General features: G+C 31.0%; 21 protein-coding genes and 1 other annotated feature. All 21 genes read left to right on the top strand.

Translation table 11 applies throughout. The annotated features are described in order from the left end of the window. The first annotated feature begins 53 nt into the window (after positions 1-53). The 21 genes from murD (at position 54) to dxs (ending at position 22011) form a co-directional block, all read left to right on the top strand. Positions 54-1433: a UDP-N-acetylmuramoyl-L-alanine--D-glutamate ligase gene (murD, locus tag C0982_RS04565; RefSeq protein WP_306456936.1), complete on the top strand. Its 1380-nt coding sequence runs from the start codon at positions 54-56 to the stop codon at positions 1431-1433. 28 nt (positions 1434-1461) lie between these two features. Next, positions 1462-2562 (top strand): undecaprenyldiphospho-muramoylpentapeptide beta-N-acetylglucosaminyltransferase, encoded by a 1101-nt coding sequence (gene murG, locus C0982_RS04560; RefSeq protein WP_101773032.1) that lies wholly within the window; start codon positions 1462-1464, stop codon positions 2560-2562. Positions 2563-2721: 159 nt separating this feature from the next. After that, positions 2722-3885: a cell division protein FtsZ gene (ftsZ, locus tag C0982_RS04555; protein WP_101773031.1), complete on the top strand. Its 1164-nt coding sequence runs from the start codon at positions 2722-2724 to the stop codon at positions 3883-3885. A gap of 154 nt (positions 3886-4039) precedes the next feature. Continuing rightward, positions 4040-4513 carry a transcriptional regulator NrdR gene (gene nrdR / locus C0982_RS04550; protein ID WP_101773030.1) on the top strand — a complete coding sequence of 158 codons (474 nt, stop codon included), beginning with the start codon at positions 4040-4042 and terminating at the stop codon, positions 4511-4513. After that, the gene (pgeF, locus tag C0982_RS04545; RefSeq protein WP_101773029.1) at positions 4503-5270 is read left to right on the top strand and encodes a peptidoglycan editing factor PgeF; all 768 of its coding nucleotides are present in this window, start codon (positions 4503-4505) and stop codon (positions 5268-5270) included. Before nrdR ends, pgeF begins: the two co-directional genes overlap by 11 nt. Before the next feature lie 18 nt (positions 5271-5288). Continuing rightward, a complete protein-coding gene (locus C0982_RS04540) occupies positions 5289-5972 on the top strand; it encodes a winged helix-turn-helix domain-containing protein (protein ID WP_101773028.1) in 684 nt (227 codons plus the stop codon). A 59-nt stretch (positions 5973-6031) separates the two neighbouring features. Further along, positions 6032-7351 carry a sensor histidine kinase gene (locus tag C0982_RS04535; RefSeq protein ID WP_242961494.1) on the top strand — a complete coding sequence of 440 codons (1320 nt, stop codon included), beginning with the start codon at positions 6032-6034 and terminating at the stop codon, positions 7349-7351. 59 nt (positions 7352-7410) lie between these two features. Beyond that, a complete protein-coding gene (der, locus tag C0982_RS04530; RefSeq protein WP_101773027.1) occupies positions 7411-8736 on the top strand; it encodes a ribosome biogenesis GTPase Der in 1326 nt (441 codons plus the stop codon). Positions 8737-8752: 16 nt separating this feature from the next. Beyond that, positions 8753-9370 carry a glycerol-3-phosphate 1-O-acyltransferase PlsY gene (gene plsY / locus C0982_RS04525; RefSeq protein ID WP_101773026.1) on the top strand — a complete coding sequence of 206 codons (618 nt, stop codon included), beginning with the start codon at positions 8753-8755 and terminating at the stop codon, positions 9368-9370. Between the two features lie 11 nt (positions 9371-9381). Next, positions 9382-10392: an NAD(P)H-dependent glycerol-3-phosphate dehydrogenase gene (locus C0982_RS04520; protein WP_101773025.1), complete on the top strand. Its 1011-nt coding sequence runs from the start codon at positions 9382-9384 to the stop codon at positions 10390-10392. 147 nt (positions 10393-10539) lie between these two features. Further along, the gene (locus tag C0982_RS04515; RefSeq protein WP_101773024.1) at positions 10540-11247 is read left to right on the top strand and encodes a YggS family pyridoxal phosphate-dependent enzyme; all 708 of its coding nucleotides are present in this window, start codon (positions 10540-10542) and stop codon (positions 11245-11247) included. Between the two features lie 23 nt (positions 11248-11270). Then, entirely contained in the window at positions 11271-11768 is a 498-nt protein-coding gene (locus C0982_RS04510) for a cell division protein SepF (RefSeq protein WP_101773023.1), read from the top strand. Between the two features lie 11 nt (positions 11769-11779). Then, positions 11780-12037: a YggT family protein gene (locus tag C0982_RS04505; protein ID WP_101773022.1), complete on the top strand. Its 258-nt coding sequence runs from the start codon at positions 11780-11782 to the stop codon at positions 12035-12037. A gap of 6 nt (positions 12038-12043) precedes the next feature. Further along, complete coding sequence (locus tag C0982_RS04500; protein WP_101773021.1) at positions 12044-12835, top strand: YlmH family RNA-binding protein; 792 nt, start codon at positions 12044-12046, stop codon at positions 12833-12835. 11 nt (positions 12836-12846) lie between these two features. Beyond that, complete coding sequence (locus C0982_RS04495) at positions 12847-13494, top strand: DivIVA domain-containing protein (RefSeq protein ID WP_101773020.1); 648 nt, start codon at positions 12847-12849, stop codon at positions 13492-13494. A 95-nt stretch (positions 13495-13589) separates the two neighbouring features. After that, positions 13590-13812: a binding site (T-box leader), on the top strand. 98 nt (positions 13813-13910) lie between these two features. Next, entirely contained in the window at positions 13911-17033 is a 3123-nt protein-coding gene (gene ileS / locus C0982_RS04490; RefSeq protein WP_101773019.1) for an isoleucine--tRNA ligase, read from the top strand. A 175-nt stretch (positions 17034-17208) separates the two neighbouring features. Continuing rightward, on the top strand, positions 17209-18468 hold the full coding sequence (gene xseA / locus C0982_RS04485) for an exodeoxyribonuclease VII large subunit (protein WP_101773018.1): 1260 nt from the start codon (positions 17209-17211) through the stop codon (positions 18466-18468). A gap of 28 nt (positions 18469-18496) precedes the next feature. After that, the gene (xseB, locus tag C0982_RS04480) at positions 18497-18727 is read left to right on the top strand and encodes an exodeoxyribonuclease VII small subunit (protein ID WP_101773225.1); all 231 of its coding nucleotides are present in this window, start codon (positions 18497-18499) and stop codon (positions 18725-18727) included. Next, on the top strand, positions 18717-19604 hold the full coding sequence (locus tag C0982_RS04475) for a polyprenyl synthetase family protein (protein ID WP_101773017.1): 888 nt from the start codon (positions 18717-18719) through the stop codon (positions 19602-19604). Before xseB ends, C0982_RS04475 begins: the two co-directional genes overlap by 11 nt. Positions 19605-19633: 29 nt before the next feature. Beyond that, entirely contained in the window at positions 19634-20065 is a 432-nt protein-coding gene (locus C0982_RS04470; RefSeq protein WP_101773016.1) for a divergent PAP2 family protein, read from the top strand. A 20-nt stretch (positions 20066-20085) separates the two neighbouring features. Then, positions 20086-22011, top strand: a complete 1926-nt coding sequence (gene dxs / locus C0982_RS04465; RefSeq protein ID WP_101773015.1) for a 1-deoxy-D-xylulose-5-phosphate synthase — start codon at positions 20086-20088, stop codon at positions 22009-22011. Positions 22012-22050: the final 39 nt, after the last annotated feature.

Here is a 22050-nt window from a genome sequence, read left to right as displayed (position 1 = left end):
TTGACAGATGTTATAAAATTGCAATAAAAACAGTTTACTTAAACTGAATAGAGGTGACAATATTGTTTGAAAAAAACAAAGTATTAGTTATTGGTATGGGGAAGTCTGGACTAGCCTCTGCCAAATACTTATTAAAAAATGGAGCAAGAGTAGTTTTATGTGATTCAAAAAACGTAGATAAAAACTCTGGAATTTTGATAGAATTAAAAAACTTAGGTGATATAGAGTTCATATTAGGGAAAAATCCCACTTCAAGTGAGTTGAAAAACATTGATTTTGCAGTAGTATCTCCAGGAGTACCTCTTGATTTAGACTATATAGTCGAATTAAGGGAAAATAAAAAAGTGATAATGAGTGAAATAGAATTGGCTTATAGAATAGGTCTTGATAAAAATCTGCACTTTATAGGAATTACTGGTACAAATGGTAAAACTACCACTACATCAATTGTTGGTGAAATATTTAAATCTACTGAATGGGAAAGCTATGTGGTAGGAAATATAGGAAATCCTGCCGTTCAAGCAGCAGATGAAGCTAGTGAGAATTCAGTACTAGTAACTGAGTTATCAAGCTTCCAGCTAGAAAGTATAGTAGAATTTAGACCAGAAATATCGGCAGTATTAAATTTAACAGAAGATCATATGAATAGACATCACACAATGCAGAATTATGCTTTGGCAAAGTCTAATATATTTGTAAATCAAAATAAAGATGATAAATGTATACTAAATTACGATGATGACTTGACTCACGATATGGGATTGAACAATCCAGCAGATGTAGTCTATTTTTCACGAAAAGAAAAGTTAGACAGTGGGATATATTTGGATGATGAAGGAAATATAGTTTTTTCAAAAGATGGAAGTATTGAAAAAATAATTAATAAAAAAGAGTTAAGTTTACCGGGTAGTCATAATTTAGAAAACTGTATGGCTGCAATAGGAATTGCTATCTCCTATGGAATAGATAAAGATATTATAGTGAGAGTATTGAAAACATTCAAAGCAGTAGAACACAGATTAGAATATGTAGATACTGTAAACGGGGTGAAATATGTCAATGATTCAAAGGGAACTAACCCTGACTCTACTATTAAGGCAGTTCAATCGTATGAAGAACCAATTGTATTAATAGCAGGAGGATATGATAAGGGAAGTGATTTTTCAGAGTTATTTGACGTCGCTAAGAAAAATGTGAGTTCGGTAATTGCTCTTGGAGAGACAGCGGAGTTAATTGGGAAAACTGCTATTAAATTTGGAATTGTTAACATACATAAGGCGGCTTCTATGAAAGACGCTGTGGAAATTTCAAAAGAAATTTCTAAAGATGGTGATATTGTATTATTATCTCCTGCATGCGCTAGTTGGGGGATGTATAATAATTATGAAGAACGAGGAAATGACTTTAAAAAATGTGTTAGCGAAATAAAATGAGCAAATTCATATAGATAAGGGGAATACGATGAAGGTAATTTTATCAGGCGGAGGAACTGGAGGTCATGTTTACCCCGCAATTGCAATAGCAAATAAGATTAAAGAAAAAAATCCTGATTCAGAGATTTTATTCGTTGGAACAAGGGATGGAATTGAATCCGAAATAGTTCCTAAGTATGGATATGAAATAAAATTTATAGAAGTAAAAGGGTTTAAAAGAAAGATTGATTTTGATAACGTAAAAAGATTAGCTATGTTTTTGAAATCACTTAGACATTCAAAAAAAATAATAAAAGAATTTAATCCAGATCTTGTAATAGGAACTGGTGGATATGTAAGTGGATCTGTTGTTTTAAAAGCTAGTCAAATGGGAATAAAAACGGGAATACATGAACAAAATTCATTCCCTGGGATTACAAATAAGATGTTATCAAAAAATGTTGATTTTGTGATGACGAGTTTTGAGGATTCTCACAAAAGATTTCCGGAAAAGGCTAAAAATAAATTGTCTCTAACGGGCAATCCAGTGAGAGATGATATTCTTAACTCTTCTAGAAATGAGTCGAGAGAGTTTTTAGATATACCTGATGATAAAAAAATGCTTTTAGTTTCTGGCGGAAGCGGTGGCTCAGAAGAGATCAATGATGCACTCGGAATGTCTCTTTTAAAAATGTTAGAAGAAGATATAGCATTTACGATATCAACTGGTAGAGTGTATTATGATGATTTTATAAAAAAACACTCTGACTTAGAGTTTAAAACTTATCAGAAAATAGTTCCGTATTTAGATGATATGGCTAGGAACTTAGCAGCAGCAGACTTGGTACTTGGTAGTGCAGGAGCTATATCTATGGCTGAGACTACAGCCATAGGGGTACCTTCTATAGTAGTTCCTAAGGCGTATACAGCTGAAAATCATCAAGAACATAATGCCATGAGCCTACAAAATTCAGGAGGAGGCATTTGTATAAAAGAAAAAGAACTTACAGAAGAAAAATTATGTGAGACAATTTTTAAATTATTAGATGATGGCGAACAATTAAAGAAAATGTCTGAAGCAAATCTTGAATTTGGTAAAAGAGATTCTATTGATTTGATTTATAACATTATCTCAAAAGAGTTTAAATAAATTACATCTAAGTAGATTTCAAAAAAAATTAAAAAAATGTTGCAATGAAGGTGTTTTTTAAGCTATTATAGAATAGATAGAATATTATTTATTTAAGTGGTAAAATATAGTTATGATAATTAGTCATACATAAAATATGGTGTGAATGGGGGTTTATAAATGTTAAACTTTGTTGAAGAGCAAGCAGGCTCTGCCAATATAAAAGTTATCGGAGTAGGTGGCGGCGGAAACAATGCTATTAACGTCATGATTAGTGCAGGCGTGAAAGGTGTGGAATATGTTGCTCTTAATACTGATAAACAGGCTTTAGAGGCATCTAAAGCAGAACATGTACTACAGATTGGTGAAAAACTTACAAAAGGACTAGGTGCCGGAGCTAACCCTGAAAAAGGAAAAAAAGCTGCCGAAGAGTCTGCAGATGAAATAGCAAAAGTTGTAGAGGGTGCTGATATGGTTTTTGTAACTGCCGGAATGGGTGGTGGAACAGGAACAGGAGCTGCACCTGTAGTAGCGCAGATAGCTAAAAATGCAGGAGCATTGACAGTAGGAGTAGTTACTAAACCTTTCTCTTTTGAAGGAAGAGTAAGAATGAAAAAAGCTGAAGAAGGAATAGTAGAGTTGAGAAAAAATGTTGATACTCTAATTACAATTCCAAATGATAAAATTCTTCAGATCATTGAAAAAAGAACTAGCATAACAGATGCATTATCAAAGGCTGATGATATATTAAAACAAGGTATACAGTCTATATCTGGTCTTATTTCTGAGTCTGCGCTTATAAATCTAGACTTTGCTGACGTTGAAGCAGTTATGAAGGATCAAGGACTAGCACACATGGGAATGGGTACTGCAGCTGGAGAAGACAGAGCAATAATAGCTGCTAAGCAAGCTATAGAATCGCCTTTACTTGAAACAACAATAGATGGAGCTAAGGGTGTATTGATAAATGTAACAGGTGGAAATGATTTAGGATTGCTTGAAGTGAGTGAAGCAACTGAAATAATTAGACAAAAATGTGATCCAGACGCAATGATAATATTTGGAGCTGCAACTAGAGAAGATTTCGGAGATGAAATTGTTATAACAGTAGTTGCTACTGGCTTACAAGATGGGTCTGATGATATTTTTAATACGCCACAGCTGAGAAGACAAACATCTTCACCAGTCACTCCTAAGTACAATGAGATACCTAGAGTAGTGGAACAACAGAAAGTTGAGCAAAATCCAGTTCCTGAAGAAAACTTTGCAAATAGTTTTGATGAAACTGTGACTGCGGGTGACGATGATATGGTTATTCCAACTTTCTTGAGAAGAAAGAAATAAAAATGTCAATATAAAAAAATAAGGCTCAGCTTATGGTTGAGCCTTGTTTCATAAAAAAGATAATATAAATTAACCTTATAATGTATACTATCTTTTGATTAATTTGAAACTGAAAAAATTTTAAATAAGAATAAAAAGAAAAGAGGTGATTAACATGCTTTGTCCATATTGTGAATTTAAAGAGTCTAAAGTACTTGATTCAAGACATATAGATGCTGCTTCGATTAGAAGAAGAAGAGAATGTGAAAGCTGTAAAAAAAGATTTACTACATATGAAAAAATTGAAATGACGCCTGTTATGGTAATAAAAAAAGATGGAAGAAGAGAGTCTTTTGACAGAGATAAAATAAAATACGGATTGATAAGATCATGCGAAAAAAGACCTGTTTCAATATCAAAAATCGATGAAATTGTAGACTCTATTGAATCTGAAGTAAACAAAATGTTTATTGATGAGATAGAAACGACAAGAATTGGTGAGATGGTAATGGATAGACTAAAAGATGTTGATGAAGTCGCATATGTTAGATTTGCCTCTGTATACAGACAGTTTAAAGACTTGAATACTTTTGTTAAGGAATTAGAAAGCATACTTAGTGAAAGAGGCGAGATAAATAATGAAAAATAGTTTAAATAAATCTGTTAATTTTGATAATGCCGAAATCGTGGAAGAAAATGATTATTTTAAAATAGAAAAAAATAATGTTTCGATTCTTTTTACACATAGAAGTGTGGATGCAAAAAATAATGATGATATTGAAAAGATATGTCGAAGAAATGACTATAAAATAGAAAATATAACCTTCAACAAGCAAATTCATTCTTCAAAAGTTAGAGTCATAAATGATATTTCTGTAGGAAAAATTGAAGATGCAGATGCTTTGGTTACAGATCTAAGAGAAGTTCCTTTATTAGCTTTTACAGCTGATTGTGTACCTGTGGTTTTTTTTGACAATGTTAAAAATATTATTGGAATTGCCCATGCAGGATGGAAAGGAACCTACGATAATATAGTTGGAGAAACAATACGTACTATGAAAAAAGAGTATGATGTAAATCCTAAAGATATTGAAGTTTATATTGGACCATCTATTGGAGTTTGTTGTTATAATGTTTCTGAAGATTTAGTTTTGAAATTCAAAAATAAGATGGATGATATTCTGGGAACAAACTGCGATGAAGAATTTTTTTGTAAAAAAAGTAGCGATGAGTATTTTCTTGATTTATGGAAAATTAACGAACTTTTTCTTATAAAATCAGGTGTTGAAAATAAAAACATCAAAAAATTAGAACTATGCACATCTTGCAACAATGATAAGTTCTTCTCATACAGAAAAGATAATAAAACTGAAAAGAGAATAGGAACTATTGTTCAGATCTTTTAAGAACAAGGAGGGTTTGCGATGATAAAGATTTTGCTAATTGATGATGAAGAACATATATTAGAGCTTTTAAAATTTAATTTAGAGTTAGGCGGATATGAAGTTATTACCTCTAGAGATGGTTTTGATGGTTTTATAGCTGCGAAAGAAGAAAATCCAGATCTTATCTTGTTGGATTGGATGCTGCCTAATATTAGCGGCATTGATATATTAAAAAAAATACGTGAAGATAAAAAATTAAGCAGAGTTCCAGTCATTATGTTGACAGCTAAAAATATGGAAGAAGACAAAATTGAAGGGCTAAATGTTGGAGCAGATGACTATATAACAAAACCATTTAGCGTAAAAGAATTAATGGCAAGAATTAAAACAGTTCTTAGGAGATCTGAAACGAGTAGCAAAAAAGAAACTGTGTTGACAGTGGGTAAAATCATGCTTGATTTAGAGAAGCATGAAGTCACACTAAATGGAAGAAAAATTGACCTTACACTAAAAGAGTTTGAATTATTAAAACTACTTATGAAAAACAGAGGAAGAGTTCTTACAAGAGATTTTTTACTGGATAAAGTATGGGGGTATGAATACTATGGAGAAACTAGAACTGTAGATGTACACATAAGATATATCAGAAAAAAATTAGAAGAATATTCCGATGATGAAAAGTATATTGAAACTATAAGAGGTGTTGGCTATAAAATGAAATAACAGTTTTTCCTAGGATAGTGAACGCGTGTTTATTATCCTTATTTTTTTTGGAGGAAAGCATGGATAAAATAACATATATTATAACAGTATTGATGATCCTATCTTGGATAATTTCGATGATGTTGTATAGACATTCAAAAAGTTTAAAACTTTTTTTACAAGAATTAATGGATATGTCTAGCAAAGTGAAAAATATGGATTTGAATGCGAGGATGAAACATTTTCGTCACTCTGAGTTAAATGTTTTTTCGGAAAATTTTAATAATATGGTTGATATGTTAGATACTTCGTTCGATCAAATAGAAAGCAAAAATGTTCAACTAAACTCTATTATAACTTCACTTACCAATGGGATATTAGTTATAGATATTTTCAACAGAGCATTTTTAATCAATAATCCTGCTAAAGAATATATTAATTGTCCAGATGATATAGAAGCAGAAGGACAGTTGATAACAGATATTGTAAAAGAACCAAAAATTTTAAAGTTTATTGAAAACAATATGGATATTAATAGCAGTGTTAGTAAAGAAATAGTATCAACTAAAGGACAAATATTTAAATTGAGGATAGATCCTGTTCGTGAAGAAGGGCAAAAAGAAGTTCAAATTTCTTCAATTGTAAATATAGAGGATATAACAGATAGAAAAAAACTTGAAAATATGAGAACTGAATTTGCAGCCAATGTAAGTCACGAGTTAAAAACTCCTCTTACATCAATACAGGGATTTATAGAAACATTAAAAGTAAATGACAAAAATATAGATCCTGAAAAAAGAAAAAGATTTTTAGATATAATAGAAAATGAGGCAAATAGATTAAGAATACTGATCAATGATATTTTATTGTTATCATCAATAGAGGGAGAAGTAGAACTGATTAGGGATTGGTTTGACATAAGAGAAGTAAATAATCTTGTGTTTAAGCTACTTCAAAGGAAGGCAAAAAAAGTAAATATATCTTTAGAGGTTGATTATGGAAATCTTGAAAACTATATGTTTTTTACTCACCAACAATATTTTAAGGAACTATTGATTAATCTTATAACAAATGGAATAAAGTACAACAGAAGAGGCGGATATGTAAAAGTAATTTATAATGACGACAGTGAAAATTACTATGTGACAGTCGAAGATAATGGAATAGGAATAAGTGAAAATGAAATTGAAAGAATCTTTGAGAGATTTTACAGAGTCAGCAAGTCAAGGAATAAGGATATAGAAGGCACAGGTTTAGGTTTAGCAATAATAAAACATATTGTAATATCTTTAAATGGAAGGATAGATGTTGAATCAACTTTGGGGAAAGGTTCATCTTTTAAAATTATATTACCAAAAAAGGGTGACTTATCTGTATCTTTGCCAAAAAATACTGTATAATAGATTAGATGGTTAGAAAAATGAAACAAACGATATAATTAAGAATAGGATGTGTATATATGAACAATGATAATAGACCGATAGTAGCAGTCGTAGGAAGACCTAATGTAGGTAAATCGACTATTTTCAATAAACTTACAGGTAAAAAAATATCTATTGTCGAAGATACTCCAGGTGTCACTAGAGATAGAATATTTGGAGAAGTCGAATGGCTTAATAATTATTTTACAATAATAGATACAGGAGGAATAGAACCAGCATCAGATGATGTTATTGTCTCACAGATGAGAGATCAAGCGCTGCTTGCAATAGATATGGCTCATGTTATTTTATTTGTTGTAGATGGAAAAGGTGGATTGACTGCAGCGGATAAAGAAGTTGCAGATATTCTAAGAAAAACGAAAAAACCAGTAATATTGGTTGTAAATAAAATAGATTCAAAAAGTCAATACGATTTATTATATGATTTTTATGAATTGGGGCTTGGAACTCCATTTCCTATATCTGGAGCTAATAGCATGGGGCTAGGCGATTTACTGGATGAAGTTTTAGTAAATATCCCAGAAGGATTAAATACTGAATATGATGAAGATATAATTAGAGTAGCTATTACTGGTAAACCAAATGCAGGTAAAAGTTCTATTTTGAATAATATTCTAGGCGAAAACAGAGTTATTGTATCTCCTATTGCAGGTACTACTAGAGATGCGATTGACACGTATTTTGAAAATAACGACAATAAATTTTTATTAATAGATACTGCCGGAATAAGAAGACGTAGTAAAATTTATGAAAGAGTTGAAAAATTCTCTGTACTTAGAGCTATGACTGCTGTAGATAGAGCGAATGTTGTATTGATAGTTATTGATGCAACAGAAGGTGTAACAGAGCAAGATACAAAGATAGCAGGTATTGCACATGATGAAGGAAAGGGATGTATATTTATAGTCAATAAATGGGACTTGATTGAAAAAGATAATAAAACAATGAGTAATTTTAGATTTTCAATACGCGAAAAATTCCCTTTTATGAGTTATGCTCCTATTTTATTTGTATCAGCCGTAACAAATCAAAGAATCAATAAGATATTGGAAACAGTTGTAGAAGTATCAAATGAACAGAATAAACAAATAAGTACGTCAGTTTTAAATGATGTTATCGGTGAAGCGGTGATGATGAATCAACCTCCATCAGATAAAGGTAAAAGGTTGAAGATATATTATGGAACTCAGACGGGGGTAAAGCCGCCTAAATTCACGTTATTTATAAACGATAAGCAATTAACTCACTTCTCTTATACAAGATATTTGGAAAATAAAATAAGAGAAAATTTTGGATTTGAAGGTACTTCTATTAGAGTAGAGTACAGACAAAAGAAAAAATAATAAGGAGGATTGTAAAATGCTTATATATATATGTATAGGAATATTATCTTATTTGATAGGGAATATTTCCAGTTCATTTATAATTAGCAAAATATTTTATGGAGCCGATATAAGAACTAAAGGGTCTAAAAATGCCGGAACAACTAATGTATTAAGAACCTATGGAGTGAAAGCTGGTGCGCTTACTTTGCTTGGAGATTATTTTAAAGGTACCATCGCAGTTTTATTGTCTATTTTTATTGCAAACCAATTTAAAGTAGACTTAGATATAGCAAAATTCATATCAATAGTTTCTGTTGTATGTGGTCACAATTGGCCGGTATTTTTAAACTTCAAAGGTGGGAAAGGTGTTGCAACAACGTATGGAGCTATGTTGGCAATAGCGCCTCTTCCTACTCTAGCTAGTATGTTGTTTTTTATAGTTTTAGTTTTAGTCACTAGATATGTATCGGTAGCATCGATTTGCGGAGTGTGCTTTTTTGTAGTACTGATGTTAATGGAAAAAGATTTTGTTGGAGCTTGGATATGTGTATTGTTATCAATCTCTGTTATTTATAAACATAAAGATAATATTAAGAGATTGTTAAAGGGCGAGGAAAGAAGATTAGAATTAAAAAAAAATAATAGAAATTAGGAGGATACGATATGAGTAAAGTATGTGTTTTAGGAGCTGGTAGCTGGGGAAGTGCCTTGGCGATGGTTCTTGATGATAATGGACATGATGTAATGATGTGGTCAAGAAGAAATGAACAGTGCGAAGAAATAAATTTAAATCATACTAATAACAAATATCTACCTAATATCGATTTAAATAAATCTATTTATGCCACTAATAATATAGAAGAGGCCGTTAGAGAATCTGAAATTATAGTCTTAGCTATTCCTTCACAACAAGTAAGGAATATAAGTATTGAATTATCTAAAATAGTAAAAAAAGAACAGATTTTGGTAAATGTAGCAAAAGGAATAGAAAATGGCAGCGGAAAAAGACTTTCCGTTGTTTGTAAGGAAGAATTGCCAGAAAATAAATACTGTATGCTATCGGGACCTTCTCACGCTGAAGAAGTATCAAAAAATGTACCGACAGCAGTTGTAGCATCTTCTGAGGATATAAATATATCACAAACAGTTCAAGATTTTTTTATGAATCCATCGTTTAGAGTATATACAAATACTGATTTGATAGGAGTTGAACTAGGTGGTGCAACAAAAAATATAATTGCTTTCGGAGCAGGTGTTTTAGACGGACTTGGGTATGGAGATAACTCTAAAGCCGCATTGATGACTAGAGGCTTGACTGAAATTAGTAGATTTGGAGTTGCAATGGGTGCGGAATTATCGACTTTTTCTGGGCTTTCTGGAATAGGAGATCTAATAGTTACTTGCACAAGTGTGCACTCAAGAAACAGAAAAGCAGGTCTTTTAATTGGGCAAGGTTATAGCTTAGAAAATATGCAAAAAGAAGTAAATATGGTAGTAGAAGGAATAACTGCAACAAAAGCAGTCCATAAGATGGCTCAAAATTTGGATATAGAAATGCCAATAACAGAGTACATTTATAAGGTAATTGAAGAAGGTTTAGAACCTGAAAAAGCAGTCGTTGAACTAATGACGAGATCAAAAAAGCATGAAATGGAGCCTATTTTTAAATTATAGTAAATAATTTCAAAATATTACATACAAAATTAAAACTTTTTGGTATAATGATACGTATATATTGTATTTATTCACAATGGATTATTGTGGTTTCATTTAATTTTATTTTAAATTATAATGATAACTTTATATTAATAAGGAGGAATAATGAGTAGTATTTCTGATAATATAAAAAATGTAAGAAAAGAAATAGATGAAATAGCTATTAAAGCTGGGAGAAACCCTGATGACATTACACTCCTTGGAGTCACAAAAACTGTGGATATAGATGTGATTGAAGAAGCTATAGAGCAAGGAATTACTGAAGTTGGAGAAAATAAACCACAAGAGCTAAAACGAAAATATGAAGCAATTGGTGATAAGGTTAAGTGGCATCAAATAGGAACTCTTCAAACTAATAAAGTAAAATATATAATAGATAAAGCATATCTAATACATTCTTTGGATAGAGAATCTTTAGCGGAAGAAATAAACAATAGAGCAGAAAAATTAGATATTTCTGTTAATTGTTTAGTTCAAGTGAACGTGTCAAAAGAAGAATCAAAACATGGGCTAGATTTGAATGAAGTAGAGAACTTTATGAGGACTTGTTCTGAAAAATATGGTAATATAAAGATACTTGGACTTATGACAATGGCACCATTAAATGCAAAAAAAGATGAAATAAGAGATGTATTTAGGAAACTAAAAAAAGTTTCAACAGATATTTCAAATTTAAACATCAAAAATATTGAGATGAGAGAACTATCTATGGGAATGAGTGGCGATTTTGATATAGCCATTGAAGAGGGTGCGACAATAGTCAGAATAGGTACATCTATTTTTGGAAATAGAAATTATGAAAATAAAAAATAATAGACAATGCTAGGAGGTATATTATGGCGAGTATTAAAGATAAGGTAGGGAAATTAAAGAATTGGATGATAATAGATGACGACGATTCTGATGAAGAATACGATACTTATGAAGAGTATGATGATAACTATGAGGATTATGAAGGTGACTTTGTAGATTATGAAGATAAAGAGGCAGAAACTCAATATTCATCTTTTTCATCTGGAAGAGTACCTGAATATCAAAGTCATAATCAAATGAAAGTAGTAATTGTAGAACCAAAAGTATATGACGATGCTGCTACAATAGCAGATCATTTAAGACTTAGAAAAACAGTAATTGTAAATTTAGAAAATATGACACAGCAAAATACTAAAAAATCTGTATTCGATTTTATGAATGGTGCAGTTTATGTGTTAGATGGAAGTATACAAAGAGTTTCAAAATCTATTTTTATTTTAGCACCTAAAAATGTAGACGTAGATGCTAGTATAAAAAAAGAATTAGAAAGCAAGGCTATTTTCCCTTGGCAAAACAGGTAGGGAGATAAAGTATGTATATTTTAAAAATTGCATTAGTATATTTGATAACCATAATAATGTGGGCTATTATAGCTAAATCACTTATGTCTTGGTTTCCTGGAGCTCAGGATAGTAGGGTATACGCTTTTTTAGAGGACTTTACACTGCCAGTAGAAAGGCCTATTAGAAATATTTTTGGTAGGTACATGACGGGACCATTGGATTTTACTCCAATGATATCATTTATTGCTTTGATTATAATAAGAAATTTAATTGAGAGATTTTTGTAATTTATTATGGATAAGATTAAGTTAACGAACCATATAACTGATGAAGATTTGAGACTAAAAATGTACAGAGTAGTAGATATATGCAACTCTGTTTTAAAAAATCATGAAGTTAAAAAAACTGAATTTTTGAATCCATATGAAATTAAAAATGCAGTTGCTATTGTGAATACACAATCAGAATTAAGCTATATAATTGATGGAGGATATGTAGATGCTGAAAGAGCAGTTCTAATAATTTATCCATATTACCTGCAAGAGGAAGAAATAGTTGGTGAAGACTTACTTAGATTTATACAAATTAATGGTAATTTCAAATTTTCTTCTGTGTCACATCGTGACTATTTAGGTTCTATACTTGGTTTGGGTATTAAAAGAGAAAAAATAGGCGATATAATAGTTCATGAAAACTATTGTCAATTTATTCTAGATTCTGAGGTATCTGATTATGTTCTTTATAATTGTGAAAGAGTTGGAAGAAATAAAGTGACGGTTGAATATATTCATAGAAATGAAATTGTAAATATTGAACAAGAATTTGTAGAGAAAAAGGTGACAGTTTCATCTTTAAGAATAGATGCAATTATTAGCAGTGTTTTTAATTTATCAAGGCAAGAATCTTTAAAACTTTGTGAAGGAGAACGTGTTTATATGGATTATGAAAAGATAGCTCAACCATCTAAGCTAGTTCAAGAAAAGGCTTTAATATCAGTTAGAACTAAAGGGAAATTTATATTGAGCGAAATCGGCAATACTACCAAAAAAGGAAAAATTATGGTAATAATAAATAAATATGTATAGGAAGTGATAAAATGATTACACCAGAAATCTTAGAAACAAAAGAGTTTAAAAAAGGATTTAGAGGATACAGTGAAGAAGAAGTCGATGTATTCCTTGACGAAGTGAAGGTATCATATGAGGCACTTTTTAAAGAAAATGAAGCTTTAAAAGAAAAACTTGAAATGTATAAAGATCAAGTTGGAAAGTACTCTAGCATTGAAGAAACCTTAAAAGAAACTTTGATAACTGCACAGAGTGCGGCAGAAGATACTACTAATACTGCAAATAAAAAGGCTAGAATAATAGTTCAAGAATCAGAACTTCAAGCAAAACAAATTATTGATAAAGCAAACAATAAAGTTGTTGATATCAGAAATGAATACGAGTCTCTTTTAAAAGAATTTAAAGTTTTTAGAATAAAATTCAAATCTTTATTGGAAGATGAAATAAAAAATGTAGATGATATTTTTAGTGATATAGAAAGTGACAAGGAAGATTTTAATCAAGTCAACTCTCCTGTAGCTTTTGAAGGAACTGGAACTATGAGAATGGCAGCATTAGAAGATGTACAAGAAGAAGAGGAAAAAACTCTGAATATACAGGCTCTAGAAGATACTGAAATAGAGTCCGATGAAACGATTGATAGTGGATCTCCTGAAGATATATTTAAAATCAAATAGATATTATTATCATAATTTATTTTATTTAAAATAAAAAAGATTACTATTGACTTATCGTGACTTTTCTCATAGAATGTATTTATACAAAAAAAATAATACTAGCTACGATGAAGACAGTAGTGTAAAATAGAACTTTTAGCGAGTCGGGTTTGGTGAGAGCCGATAAGGGAAATTTACATGAAAATCACTTCTGAGCTGAATGCTGAAAGTACTTTAGTGCGATTAAGTTGACCGAGTGGTTTCGATATAAACTGATGAGAGCTTAGATATTTTTATCTAAGAAATAGGGTGGTAACGCGATTTATGCTCGTCCCTTGCATTAGCAAGAGACGGGTTTTTTTTATATAAAAAAAGTTTTTGCAAAAGTTTGACAAATTTCAAGCTTAATATTTTAGTAAAAGAAAGGGAGAATCAGTATGGAAAACAAAGTAGTCTTTCAAAAATTAGTAGATTCGGGAATAGCAGAAGCCGAAGAAAAAACGCTTAAAAGATGGAAAGAAGACAATATTCTCGAAAAAGTTTTAGAAAAAGGAAAAAATGACCCTACGTATATATTTTACGAAGGACCTCCAACAGCTAATGGTAATCCAGGAATACACCATGTTATTTCTCGAACACTAAAGGATTGGGTTTGTAGATATAAAACAATGAGTGGATACAGAGTACCTAGAAAAGCTGGCTGGGATACACACGGATTACCAGTTGAGCTACAAGTTGAAAAAGAGCTTGGCTTGAAGGACAAAAAGGAAATAGAAGAATATGGAATAGAAGAATTTTGCAACAAATGTAGAGAGTCTGTATTCAAATATGAACAGCAGTGGAGACAAATGACAGAAAGAATGGCATATTCTGTTGATTTAGACAATCCATATATAACTTTAGACAATAATTATATAGAATCTGTATGGTGGATTCTTGATAAATTTAATAAAGAAGGGTTAATGTATGAAGGCCACAAAATAATGCCTTATTGCCCTAGATGTGGAACTGGATTAGCATCACATGAAGTTGCACAAGGATACAAGGAAGTTAAGAGCAATACTTTAATTGCAAAATTCAAGAAGAAAGGTACTGAAAATGAATATTTTCTTGCTTGGACTACTACACCTTGGACATTGCCTTCAAATGTGTCTCTTACAGTAAATCCAAATGTAGAATACATAAAAGCTAAAAAAGGTGATGAAATATATTACTTAGCCAAGTCTCTTGGAGACGCTCACTTAGGTGAAGGAGAGTATGAAGTATTAGAAGAAATGAAAGGTAAGGACTTAGAGTACATAGAATACGAACAATTAATGCCTTTTGTTAGTGTAGATGGCAAGGCATTTTTCATAACATGTGCAGACTATGTAACTGTTACTGATGGTACAGGAATAGTTCATTCAGCACCTGCATTTGGTGAAGATGACTATGAAACAGGTAGAAGATATTCTCTTCCTTTTGTTCAGCCGGTAGATGAAGAAGGTAAATTCACTGCGACTCCTTGGGCAAATAGATTTGTTATGGAAGAAGGATTAGATGTAGATATTATAAAATATCTTGCAGGTGAAAATAAATTATTCTCTAAAAAGAAAGTAGAGCATAACTATCCACATTGCTGGAGATGTTCAACACCATTGATATACTATGCTAACCCAGGTTGGTATTTAGAAATGACTAAATTAAAAGATAAGCTAATAGAAAATAACAACGGTGTAAATTGGTATCCAGAATTTGTAGGTGAAGGTAGATTTGGAAATTGGCTTGAGGAATTAAAAGACTGGGCTTTATCTAGAACGAGATATTGGGGAACTCCACTTCCAGTATGGGAATGCGACTGTGGCAATAAATTAAGTGTAGGATCAAGACAAGAATTAGCTGATTTAGCGATTGAAGAAGTAGACCCTAAGACAATAGAACTACACAGACCATATATAGATGAAGTACATCTTAAGTGTCCTGAGTGTTCTGGAAAAATGACAAGAGTTACAGAAGTTATAGATACATGGTTTGATTCAGGTTCTATGCCTTTTGCTCAATGGCATTATCCATTTGAAAACAAAGAAAACTTTGATAATTTATTCCCAGCAAATTATATCTGCGAAGGAATAGATCAAACAAGAGGTTGGTTCTATTCTCTTATAGCGGTTTCAACTTTTGTTACTGGGAAAGCACCTTACAAAAATGTATTGGTTACAGATTTAGTTTTAGATAAAAACGGTAAGAAGATGTCTAAATCGAAAGGAAATACGATAAATCCATTTGAAATGTTTGATAAATATGGAGCAGATGCTCTAAGATGGTATTTGTTATATGTATCTCCACCATGGACACCAATGAGATTTGATGAAGATGGAATAAAAGAAATATTATCTAAGTTTATAGGAACTCTAAAAAACACATATAATTTCTTTACTTTATATGCAAATACTGATGAATTAGATCCAAGAACATTCTTTGTAGAATACGAAAATAGATCTAAGTTAGATAAATGGATTCTTTCTAAGTTTAATAATCTTAAAGCTGAAGTAGAGGAAAATTTAGAAATATTTGAAGTAAATAAAGTTATAAGAAGATTGACAGAGTTCTTAAATGATGATCTTTCAAACTGGTATATAAGAAGATGCAGAAGAAGATTCTGGGGAACTGAATTAACAGAAGATAAAAAGTCTGTATATAATACTACGTATGAAATACTTACAGATTACTGTAAAATGATAGCACCTTTTGCTCCATATCTTTCTGAAGAACTATATAGAAACTTAACAGGAGAATATTCAGTTCATTGTGCATCATACCCAAGAGTCAATGAAAAATTAATAGATACTGACTTAGAAGAAGAAATGGATTTAGCTAGAAACTTAGTAACACTTGGTAGAGCAGCTAGAGAAAACTCTAAAATAAAAGTAAGACAACCTATTGCTGAAGTATTAGTAGATGGTAAATATGAGAACAAGATTTATGATTTGGTTGACTTGATAAAAGAAGAATTAAATGTAAAGCACGTTCAATTTGTAAAAGATTTAAGTGAATTTATGAATTTCTCTATAAAGCCAAATTTCAAAGTTTTAGGGCCAGTACTTGGTAAGAATATAAATGAATTTGCAAAAGTGTTAGCAGGTATGGACGCTAGAGATGTAGTATCTAGGTTAGAAGATGGAGAAAGCATAGAAGTAACAGTATCAGGGGAAAAATTTGAGTTTAACAAAGAGCAAGTTCTTGTAAATATTGAATCAAAACCAGGATTTAAGGTTTCTATGGAAAATAATCTATTTGTAATATTAGATACATCTCTAACTGAAGAATTGATAGACGAAGGAAATGCAAGAGAGTTTATATCAAAGATACAGCAATTTAGAAAAAATGAAGGATTAGAAGTAACAGATAACATAAAAATATATTACAACGGCGATGATGAAATTGAAAAATCACTAAATGCATTTAGTGAATATATTAAATCAGAAACACTAGCTGTTAGTATAGAAAAAACATCTGATACGGAGTTAGAAATATTAAATATAAATGATCATGATACTGGTGTGAAAATTAAAAAAGCTTAGTAGAGTGATTTATTAAAAAAAATATAAATTTAATTTAAAAAGGTACATCTTAGAAGTTAAGACACTATGTTTAGCTAAGAAGATGTACCTTTTTCTATATATATTGTTTGTTTTAATCAAGATATATGTATGATATAATATAAGTTAGGTTATTGTGCGATTTGGTGGTGAATAAATGAAAATTAGAGCACTAGAAATATCTGAACTAAATGAATATATAAAGAGAATCCTTAATGACGATCCAATTCTAAATAATATAAAAGTAAGGGGAGAAATTTCCAATTTCAAAAAGCATTCATCAGGAAATATTTATCTTTCACTTAAAGATGAAAAATCTAAGATTAACTGTATGATATACAAATCACATGTGGATGCAAAATTAGAATTAGAAGATGGAAATACTGTTATTGCTACAGGATATATATCCTCTTATTCAAGAGATGGGATATATCAATTATATATTAAGAATATTGAAAAAGAAGGACTTGGGAATTTATATAAAGAATTTCTTAAAATGAAAAATAAGTTAGCTAGCGAAGGTATTTTTGATGACAGACATAAAAAAAGCATAGTCAAATTTCCTAAAAAAATTGGAGTAATAACTTCAGAGACTGGTTCGGTTATAAAAGATATAATAAATGTTGTTGGAAGAAGATATCCTAAAGTTGAAATAGTATTATATCCTGCTTCTGTTCAGGGAGAAAATTCTACAAAAACTTTAATATCTGGACTAAAATATTTCAATTCAAAGGAAAGTGTAGATACAATAATAATAGGTAGAGGAGGAGGTTCTTTAGAAGAGCTTTGGTCATTTAATGATGAAGAACTAGCAAGAACTATATTTAACTCTAACATACCTGTAATATCAGCTGTTGGACATGAAACAGATTTTACAATATGTGACTTTGTTTCAGACATGAGAGCTCCAACTCCTTCTGCAGCAGCTGAAATAGCAACGCCTAACATTGATGATTTGAAAAATATTCAGAAAGAAATCATTAAAAGAATGAGCAATTCTGTTTCAAAAATATTTGAGATTGAAAAATTTAAGCAGCAGTCATTTATAAAAAGAACAAAAAATTTAGCTGAAAACTCATTGAACTTAGAGAAATATAAGCTAAAGTCTAGTTTTCAAAGATATACTGTATACGTTGAAAAAGATATGCTTAATGACAAATATATAGAAATGGATAGATATTTAGAGAGAATTATGATTTTGATTGATATGCAAATGAAAGATAAAAAAGATCAGTTAAAATCATTTGGCATAAGTATGAATAACCTAAATCCATTCTCTGTTTTGGAGAGAGGGTATTCCGTTGCAGAAAATAATGGAAAAATTATTTCAAAAAAAGAAGATGTTAATATTAATGATGATATAGACCTAAGGGTAATAGATGGAATAATTAAATGTAGGGTCATTGAAAAAAATTGATCATACAAAAAATAAGAGGAGCAATGTAATGAGTGAAAAAAATATAGAACTGTCTTATGAAGAAGCTTTTAATAAAATGGAGAGTATTTTAAAAAAGCTTGAGGAAGGCAATACAAAATTAGATGAGTCATTATCACTTTATGAAGAAGGAATTTCATTATATAGATATTGCAGCAAAATAATAGAAGAATCGGAATTAAAGATAACAAAAATAAATGAAGATTTTGAAAAAGCTGAGGTGAGCAGTAATGATATTTAAATCAGAAATGAAGGATAGACAAAACTTTATAGAAAGCAAGATAGAAGTTTTTAATCCTAAGGAATATGGTTATCAAAAAACAATTTTTGAAGCAATGAATTATAGTATGAAAGCAGGCGGAAAGAGAATACGTCCGATTATTCTGATGGAATCATATAAAATATGTGGAGGAAAGGAAGATATCTATATTCCATTTTCAGCAGCGATTGAAATGATACACACATATTCTTTAATACATGATGATCTTCCAGCTCTTGACAATGATGATCTAAGAAGAGGTATGTTGACTAATCACAAAAAATTTGGAGAAGCAACGGCTATATTGGCTGGTGATGCTTTGCTTACAAATGCATTTGAAGTGATGCTTACAGAAGGATTAAAATATGATTGCCCGGAAAGAGTACTAGCTGCAAGTTGTGAAATAGCTAAGGCGGCAGGTGTGAATGGAATGATAGCAGGTCAAGTTGTAGATGTAGAGAGTGAAGGCCAAAAAATTGATAAAGATAAGTTAGACTTTATACATAAAAATAAAACTGCAGCAATAATTTATGCATGTGCAAAAGTTGGTGCAATACTTTCTGGATGTGATCAAGAAAAAATAGATGCAATGGGAAGATATGGAGAGAAGATAGGTTTGGCATTTCAAATTGTCGATGACATTCTCGATATTGAAGGTGATGAAAAATTATTAGGAAAGCATGTAGGAAGCGATATTGAAAATGATAAGTCTACATATCCTTCGTTAATAGGACTTGATAAATCAAAAGAAGTAGTATCTGATTTAATTAAGGGAGCAAAGAGTGAACTAGAAATATTTAGTGAAGAAAAAGAATTTTTATGTGAATTGGCTGACTATATAATGAATAGAAGTAGCTAATCTGCAAACACGTATATTATGGGGGAAAAATGGAGTATTTAGGTGATTTTTTTACAAATAGAATTTTATGGGTCAGTATTTTAGCCTGTTTTGTAGCACAGTTTTTAAAAATGTTTACTGGCGAAAGAAAAATAGATATAGGAAGGATTCTCATATCTGGAGGTATGCCTAGCTCACACAGTGCATTTGTGACTTGTATGTCTGTGTTAATTGGTAGAAACAATGGATTTGGTTCGGATTTATTTGCGTTATCGGCAGTAATCTCATGCATTATAATGTATGATGCTTCTGGAGTAAGAAGAGCTGTAGGGAAACAGGCTAAAATCGTTAATCAGCTTGTTGAAGATTGGCAAATGAAAAGACCTATAGAGCATGAAAAACTAAAGGAATTAGTTGGACATACACCAAAACAAGTGCTATTTGGTGCATTGTTAGGTGTAGTTATAGGAATGATTTTATAAAAATAAGTAGGGTGATTTATATGTATAAAATATTGGAGAGTATTAGCTCGCCAGAGGATATAAATAAGTTAGAAACAAGTGAATTGCATACTCTGTCAAAAGATATTAGAAAGTTTTTGGTTAAAAAAGTTTCTAATACTGGAGGCCACTTAGCTTCAAACTTAGGTGTTGTTGAGCTTACTTTAGCTCTTCATAGGGTTTTTAATAGTCCAAAAGACAAAATTATTTGGGATGTAGGACACCAATCTTACGTTCACAAAATGATTACTGGAAGAATACAAAATTTTGATACGCTTAGAAAGTATAAAGGATTATCTGGTTTTCCTAAGGAATCTGAGAGCGAACACGATATGTTTGACACTGGCCATAGCTCAACTTCTATATCTGCTGCACTTGGAATGGCATGTGCAAGAGATATAAAAAATGAAGACTATGAAGTGATATCAGTTATTGGAGATGGTGCAATAACTGGTGGAATGGCGTGTGAAGCGTTGAATAATTTAGGATATTTAGGGAAAAATATGATAATAGTATTTAACGACAATGAAATGTCTATTGATAAAAATACAGGGGCATTTTCTTCCTATATGTCAAAAATTATGACTAATAAAGACGCGATTAAGTTAAGGGAAAATATCGATAAAGTGATGAATATTACATATGTCGGAGAAAAATTATCAAAAAGAGTAAATAGGTTGACAGGAGCTATACTTAGCAGTGTATCTCCAGAAAAAAGCGGATTTATGGAAGAGTTGGGGATTAGGTATATAGGACCTATAGATGGACATAATATTGAAGAGTTGATAGCAGTATTTGAGTCAGCTAAAGAAATAAAAGGACCTAAGTTTATTCATGTAAAGACTGTAAAAGGAAAGGGCTATAAATACGCAGAAAAATATCCGGAACTATACCACGGTGTTGGAAGTTTTGACTATAGAGAAGGTGTACAAAAAGGAAATAATAAGAGCATATCTTCTGTAGTAGGGGAAACACTAACTGAAATGGCAGATAATAATGAAAATATTGTAGCTATAACTGCTGCTATGCCAACAGGTACTGGTTTGAATATATATCAAGACAAACATCCAGAGAGGTATTTTGATGTTGGAATAGCAGAACAACATGCTGTTACTTTTGCGGCTGGATTGGCAAAACAAAATATGAAACCATACTTTGCAGTCTACTCAACATTTTTGCAAAGGGGTTATGACCAACTAATACATGACGTATGTATAACTAAAAAGTCAGTTACATTTCTGATAGATAGAGCAGGTTTAGTTGGTAATGATGGAGAAACACACCACGGAACATTCGATTTGTCATATCTAAATCCAATACCTAATATTGTGGTAATGGCGCCTAAGGATACAAAGGAAATGATTTCTATGATTAAGTTTTCAGAACAAATCAATTTACCTGTAGCTATTAGATATCCTAGAGGAAATGAATATTACCTAAGAAAAGAGATGTTTAGTAGCATTGAAAATATTGATTTTGACGGATCTCCTATTGAAAGATGTGAAGTTGGTACACCACAAATAATAAGCAATGGATTTATTGAAGAAACAAAAAAAATAGTAGTTATAGCAATTGGAAATATGCTAGAACCTGCTATGAAAGCTATAAATTCTATTTTGTCTGAAAGAAGTGATTTATCTTTCAGTATAATAAATGCAAGATACTTAAAGCCGATTGATTCAAAAGTCTATGTTGATATTATTAAAGAATCTAATGGTGTAGTTACTATGGAAGATGGTAGTGCTATAGGTGGATTTGGAAGTAATATTGAACGTATTATTGAGTCAAATGATCTATCTGTGCCAGTAGATGTGATAGGTGTACCAGATAGATTTATTGGTCATGGTAACACAGAAAATCTAATGGATGAAATTGGTATGTCACCAGAAAAACTAAAAGAAAGAATTATAAATTTTTCAAAAAAATAAAAAACTGTAAATACTATAAGACGATACTAAGAGGAAAAT

The organism is Peptostreptococcus faecalis, from assembly GCF_900240845.1.
Taxonomy (GTDB): Bacteria; Bacillota; Clostridia; order Peptostreptococcales; family Peptostreptococcaceae; genus Peptostreptococcus; species Peptostreptococcus faecalis.
Note: the sequence above shows the minus strand (reverse complement) of the source record. Positions and strands in the feature narration are given on the sequence as shown.

Bases quoted from the DNA above. Each gene is read 5' to 3' on its own strand.
- murG (WP_101773032.1), top strand. From the start codon at position 1,462: ATGAAGGTAATTTTATCAGGCGGAGGAACTGGAGGTCATGTTTACCCC.
- ftsZ (WP_101773031.1), top strand. From the start codon at position 2,722: ATGTTAAACTTTGTTGAAGAGCAAGCAGGCTCTGCCAATATAAAAGTT.
- nrdR (WP_101773030.1), top strand. From the start codon at position 4,040: ATGCTTTGTCCATATTGTGAATTTAAAGAGTCTAAAGTACTTGATTCA.
- pgeF (WP_101773029.1), top strand. From the start codon at position 4,503: ATGAAAAATAGTTTAAATAAATCTGTTAATTTTGATAATGCCGAAATC.
- C0982_RS04540 (WP_101773028.1), top strand. From the start codon at position 5,289: ATGATAAAGATTTTGCTAATTGATGATGAAGAACATATATTAGAGCTT.
- C0982_RS04535 (WP_242961494.1), top strand. From the start codon at position 6,032: ATGGATAAAATAACATATATTATAACAGTATTGATGATCCTATCTTGG.
- der (WP_101773027.1), top strand. From the start codon at position 7,411: ATGAACAATGATAATAGACCGATAGTAGCAGTCGTAGGAAGACCTAAT.
- plsY (WP_101773026.1), top strand. From the start codon at position 8,753: ATGCTTATATATATATGTATAGGAATATTATCTTATTTGATAGGGAAT.
- C0982_RS04520 (WP_101773025.1), top strand. From the start codon at position 9,382: ATGAGTAAAGTATGTGTTTTAGGAGCTGGTAGCTGGGGAAGTGCCTTG.
- C0982_RS04515 (WP_101773024.1), top strand. From the start codon at position 10,540: ATGAGTAGTATTTCTGATAATATAAAAAATGTAAGAAAAGAAATAGAT.
- C0982_RS04510 (WP_101773023.1), top strand. From the start codon at position 11,271: ATGGCGAGTATTAAAGATAAGGTAGGGAAATTAAAGAATTGGATGATA.
- C0982_RS04505 (WP_101773022.1), top strand. From the start codon at position 11,780: ATGTATATTTTAAAAATTGCATTAGTATATTTGATAACCATAATAATG.
- C0982_RS04500 (WP_101773021.1), top strand. From the start codon at position 12,044: ATGGATAAGATTAAGTTAACGAACCATATAACTGATGAAGATTTGAGA.
- C0982_RS04495 (WP_101773020.1), top strand. From the start codon at position 12,847: ATGATTACACCAGAAATCTTAGAAACAAAAGAGTTTAAAAAAGGATTT.
- ileS (WP_101773019.1), top strand. From the start codon at position 13,911: ATGGAAAACAAAGTAGTCTTTCAAAAATTAGTAGATTCGGGAATAGCA.
- xseA (WP_101773018.1), top strand. From the start codon at position 17,209: ATGAAAATTAGAGCACTAGAAATATCTGAACTAAATGAATATATAAAG.
- xseB (WP_101773225.1), top strand. From the start codon at position 18,497: ATGAGTGAAAAAAATATAGAACTGTCTTATGAAGAAGCTTTTAATAAA.
- C0982_RS04475 (WP_101773017.1), top strand. From the start codon at position 18,717: ATGATATTTAAATCAGAAATGAAGGATAGACAAAACTTTATAGAAAGC.
- C0982_RS04470 (WP_101773016.1), top strand. From the start codon at position 19,634: ATGGAGTATTTAGGTGATTTTTTTACAAATAGAATTTTATGGGTCAGT.
- dxs (WP_101773015.1), top strand. From the start codon at position 20,086: ATGTATAAAATATTGGAGAGTATTAGCTCGCCAGAGGATATAAATAAG.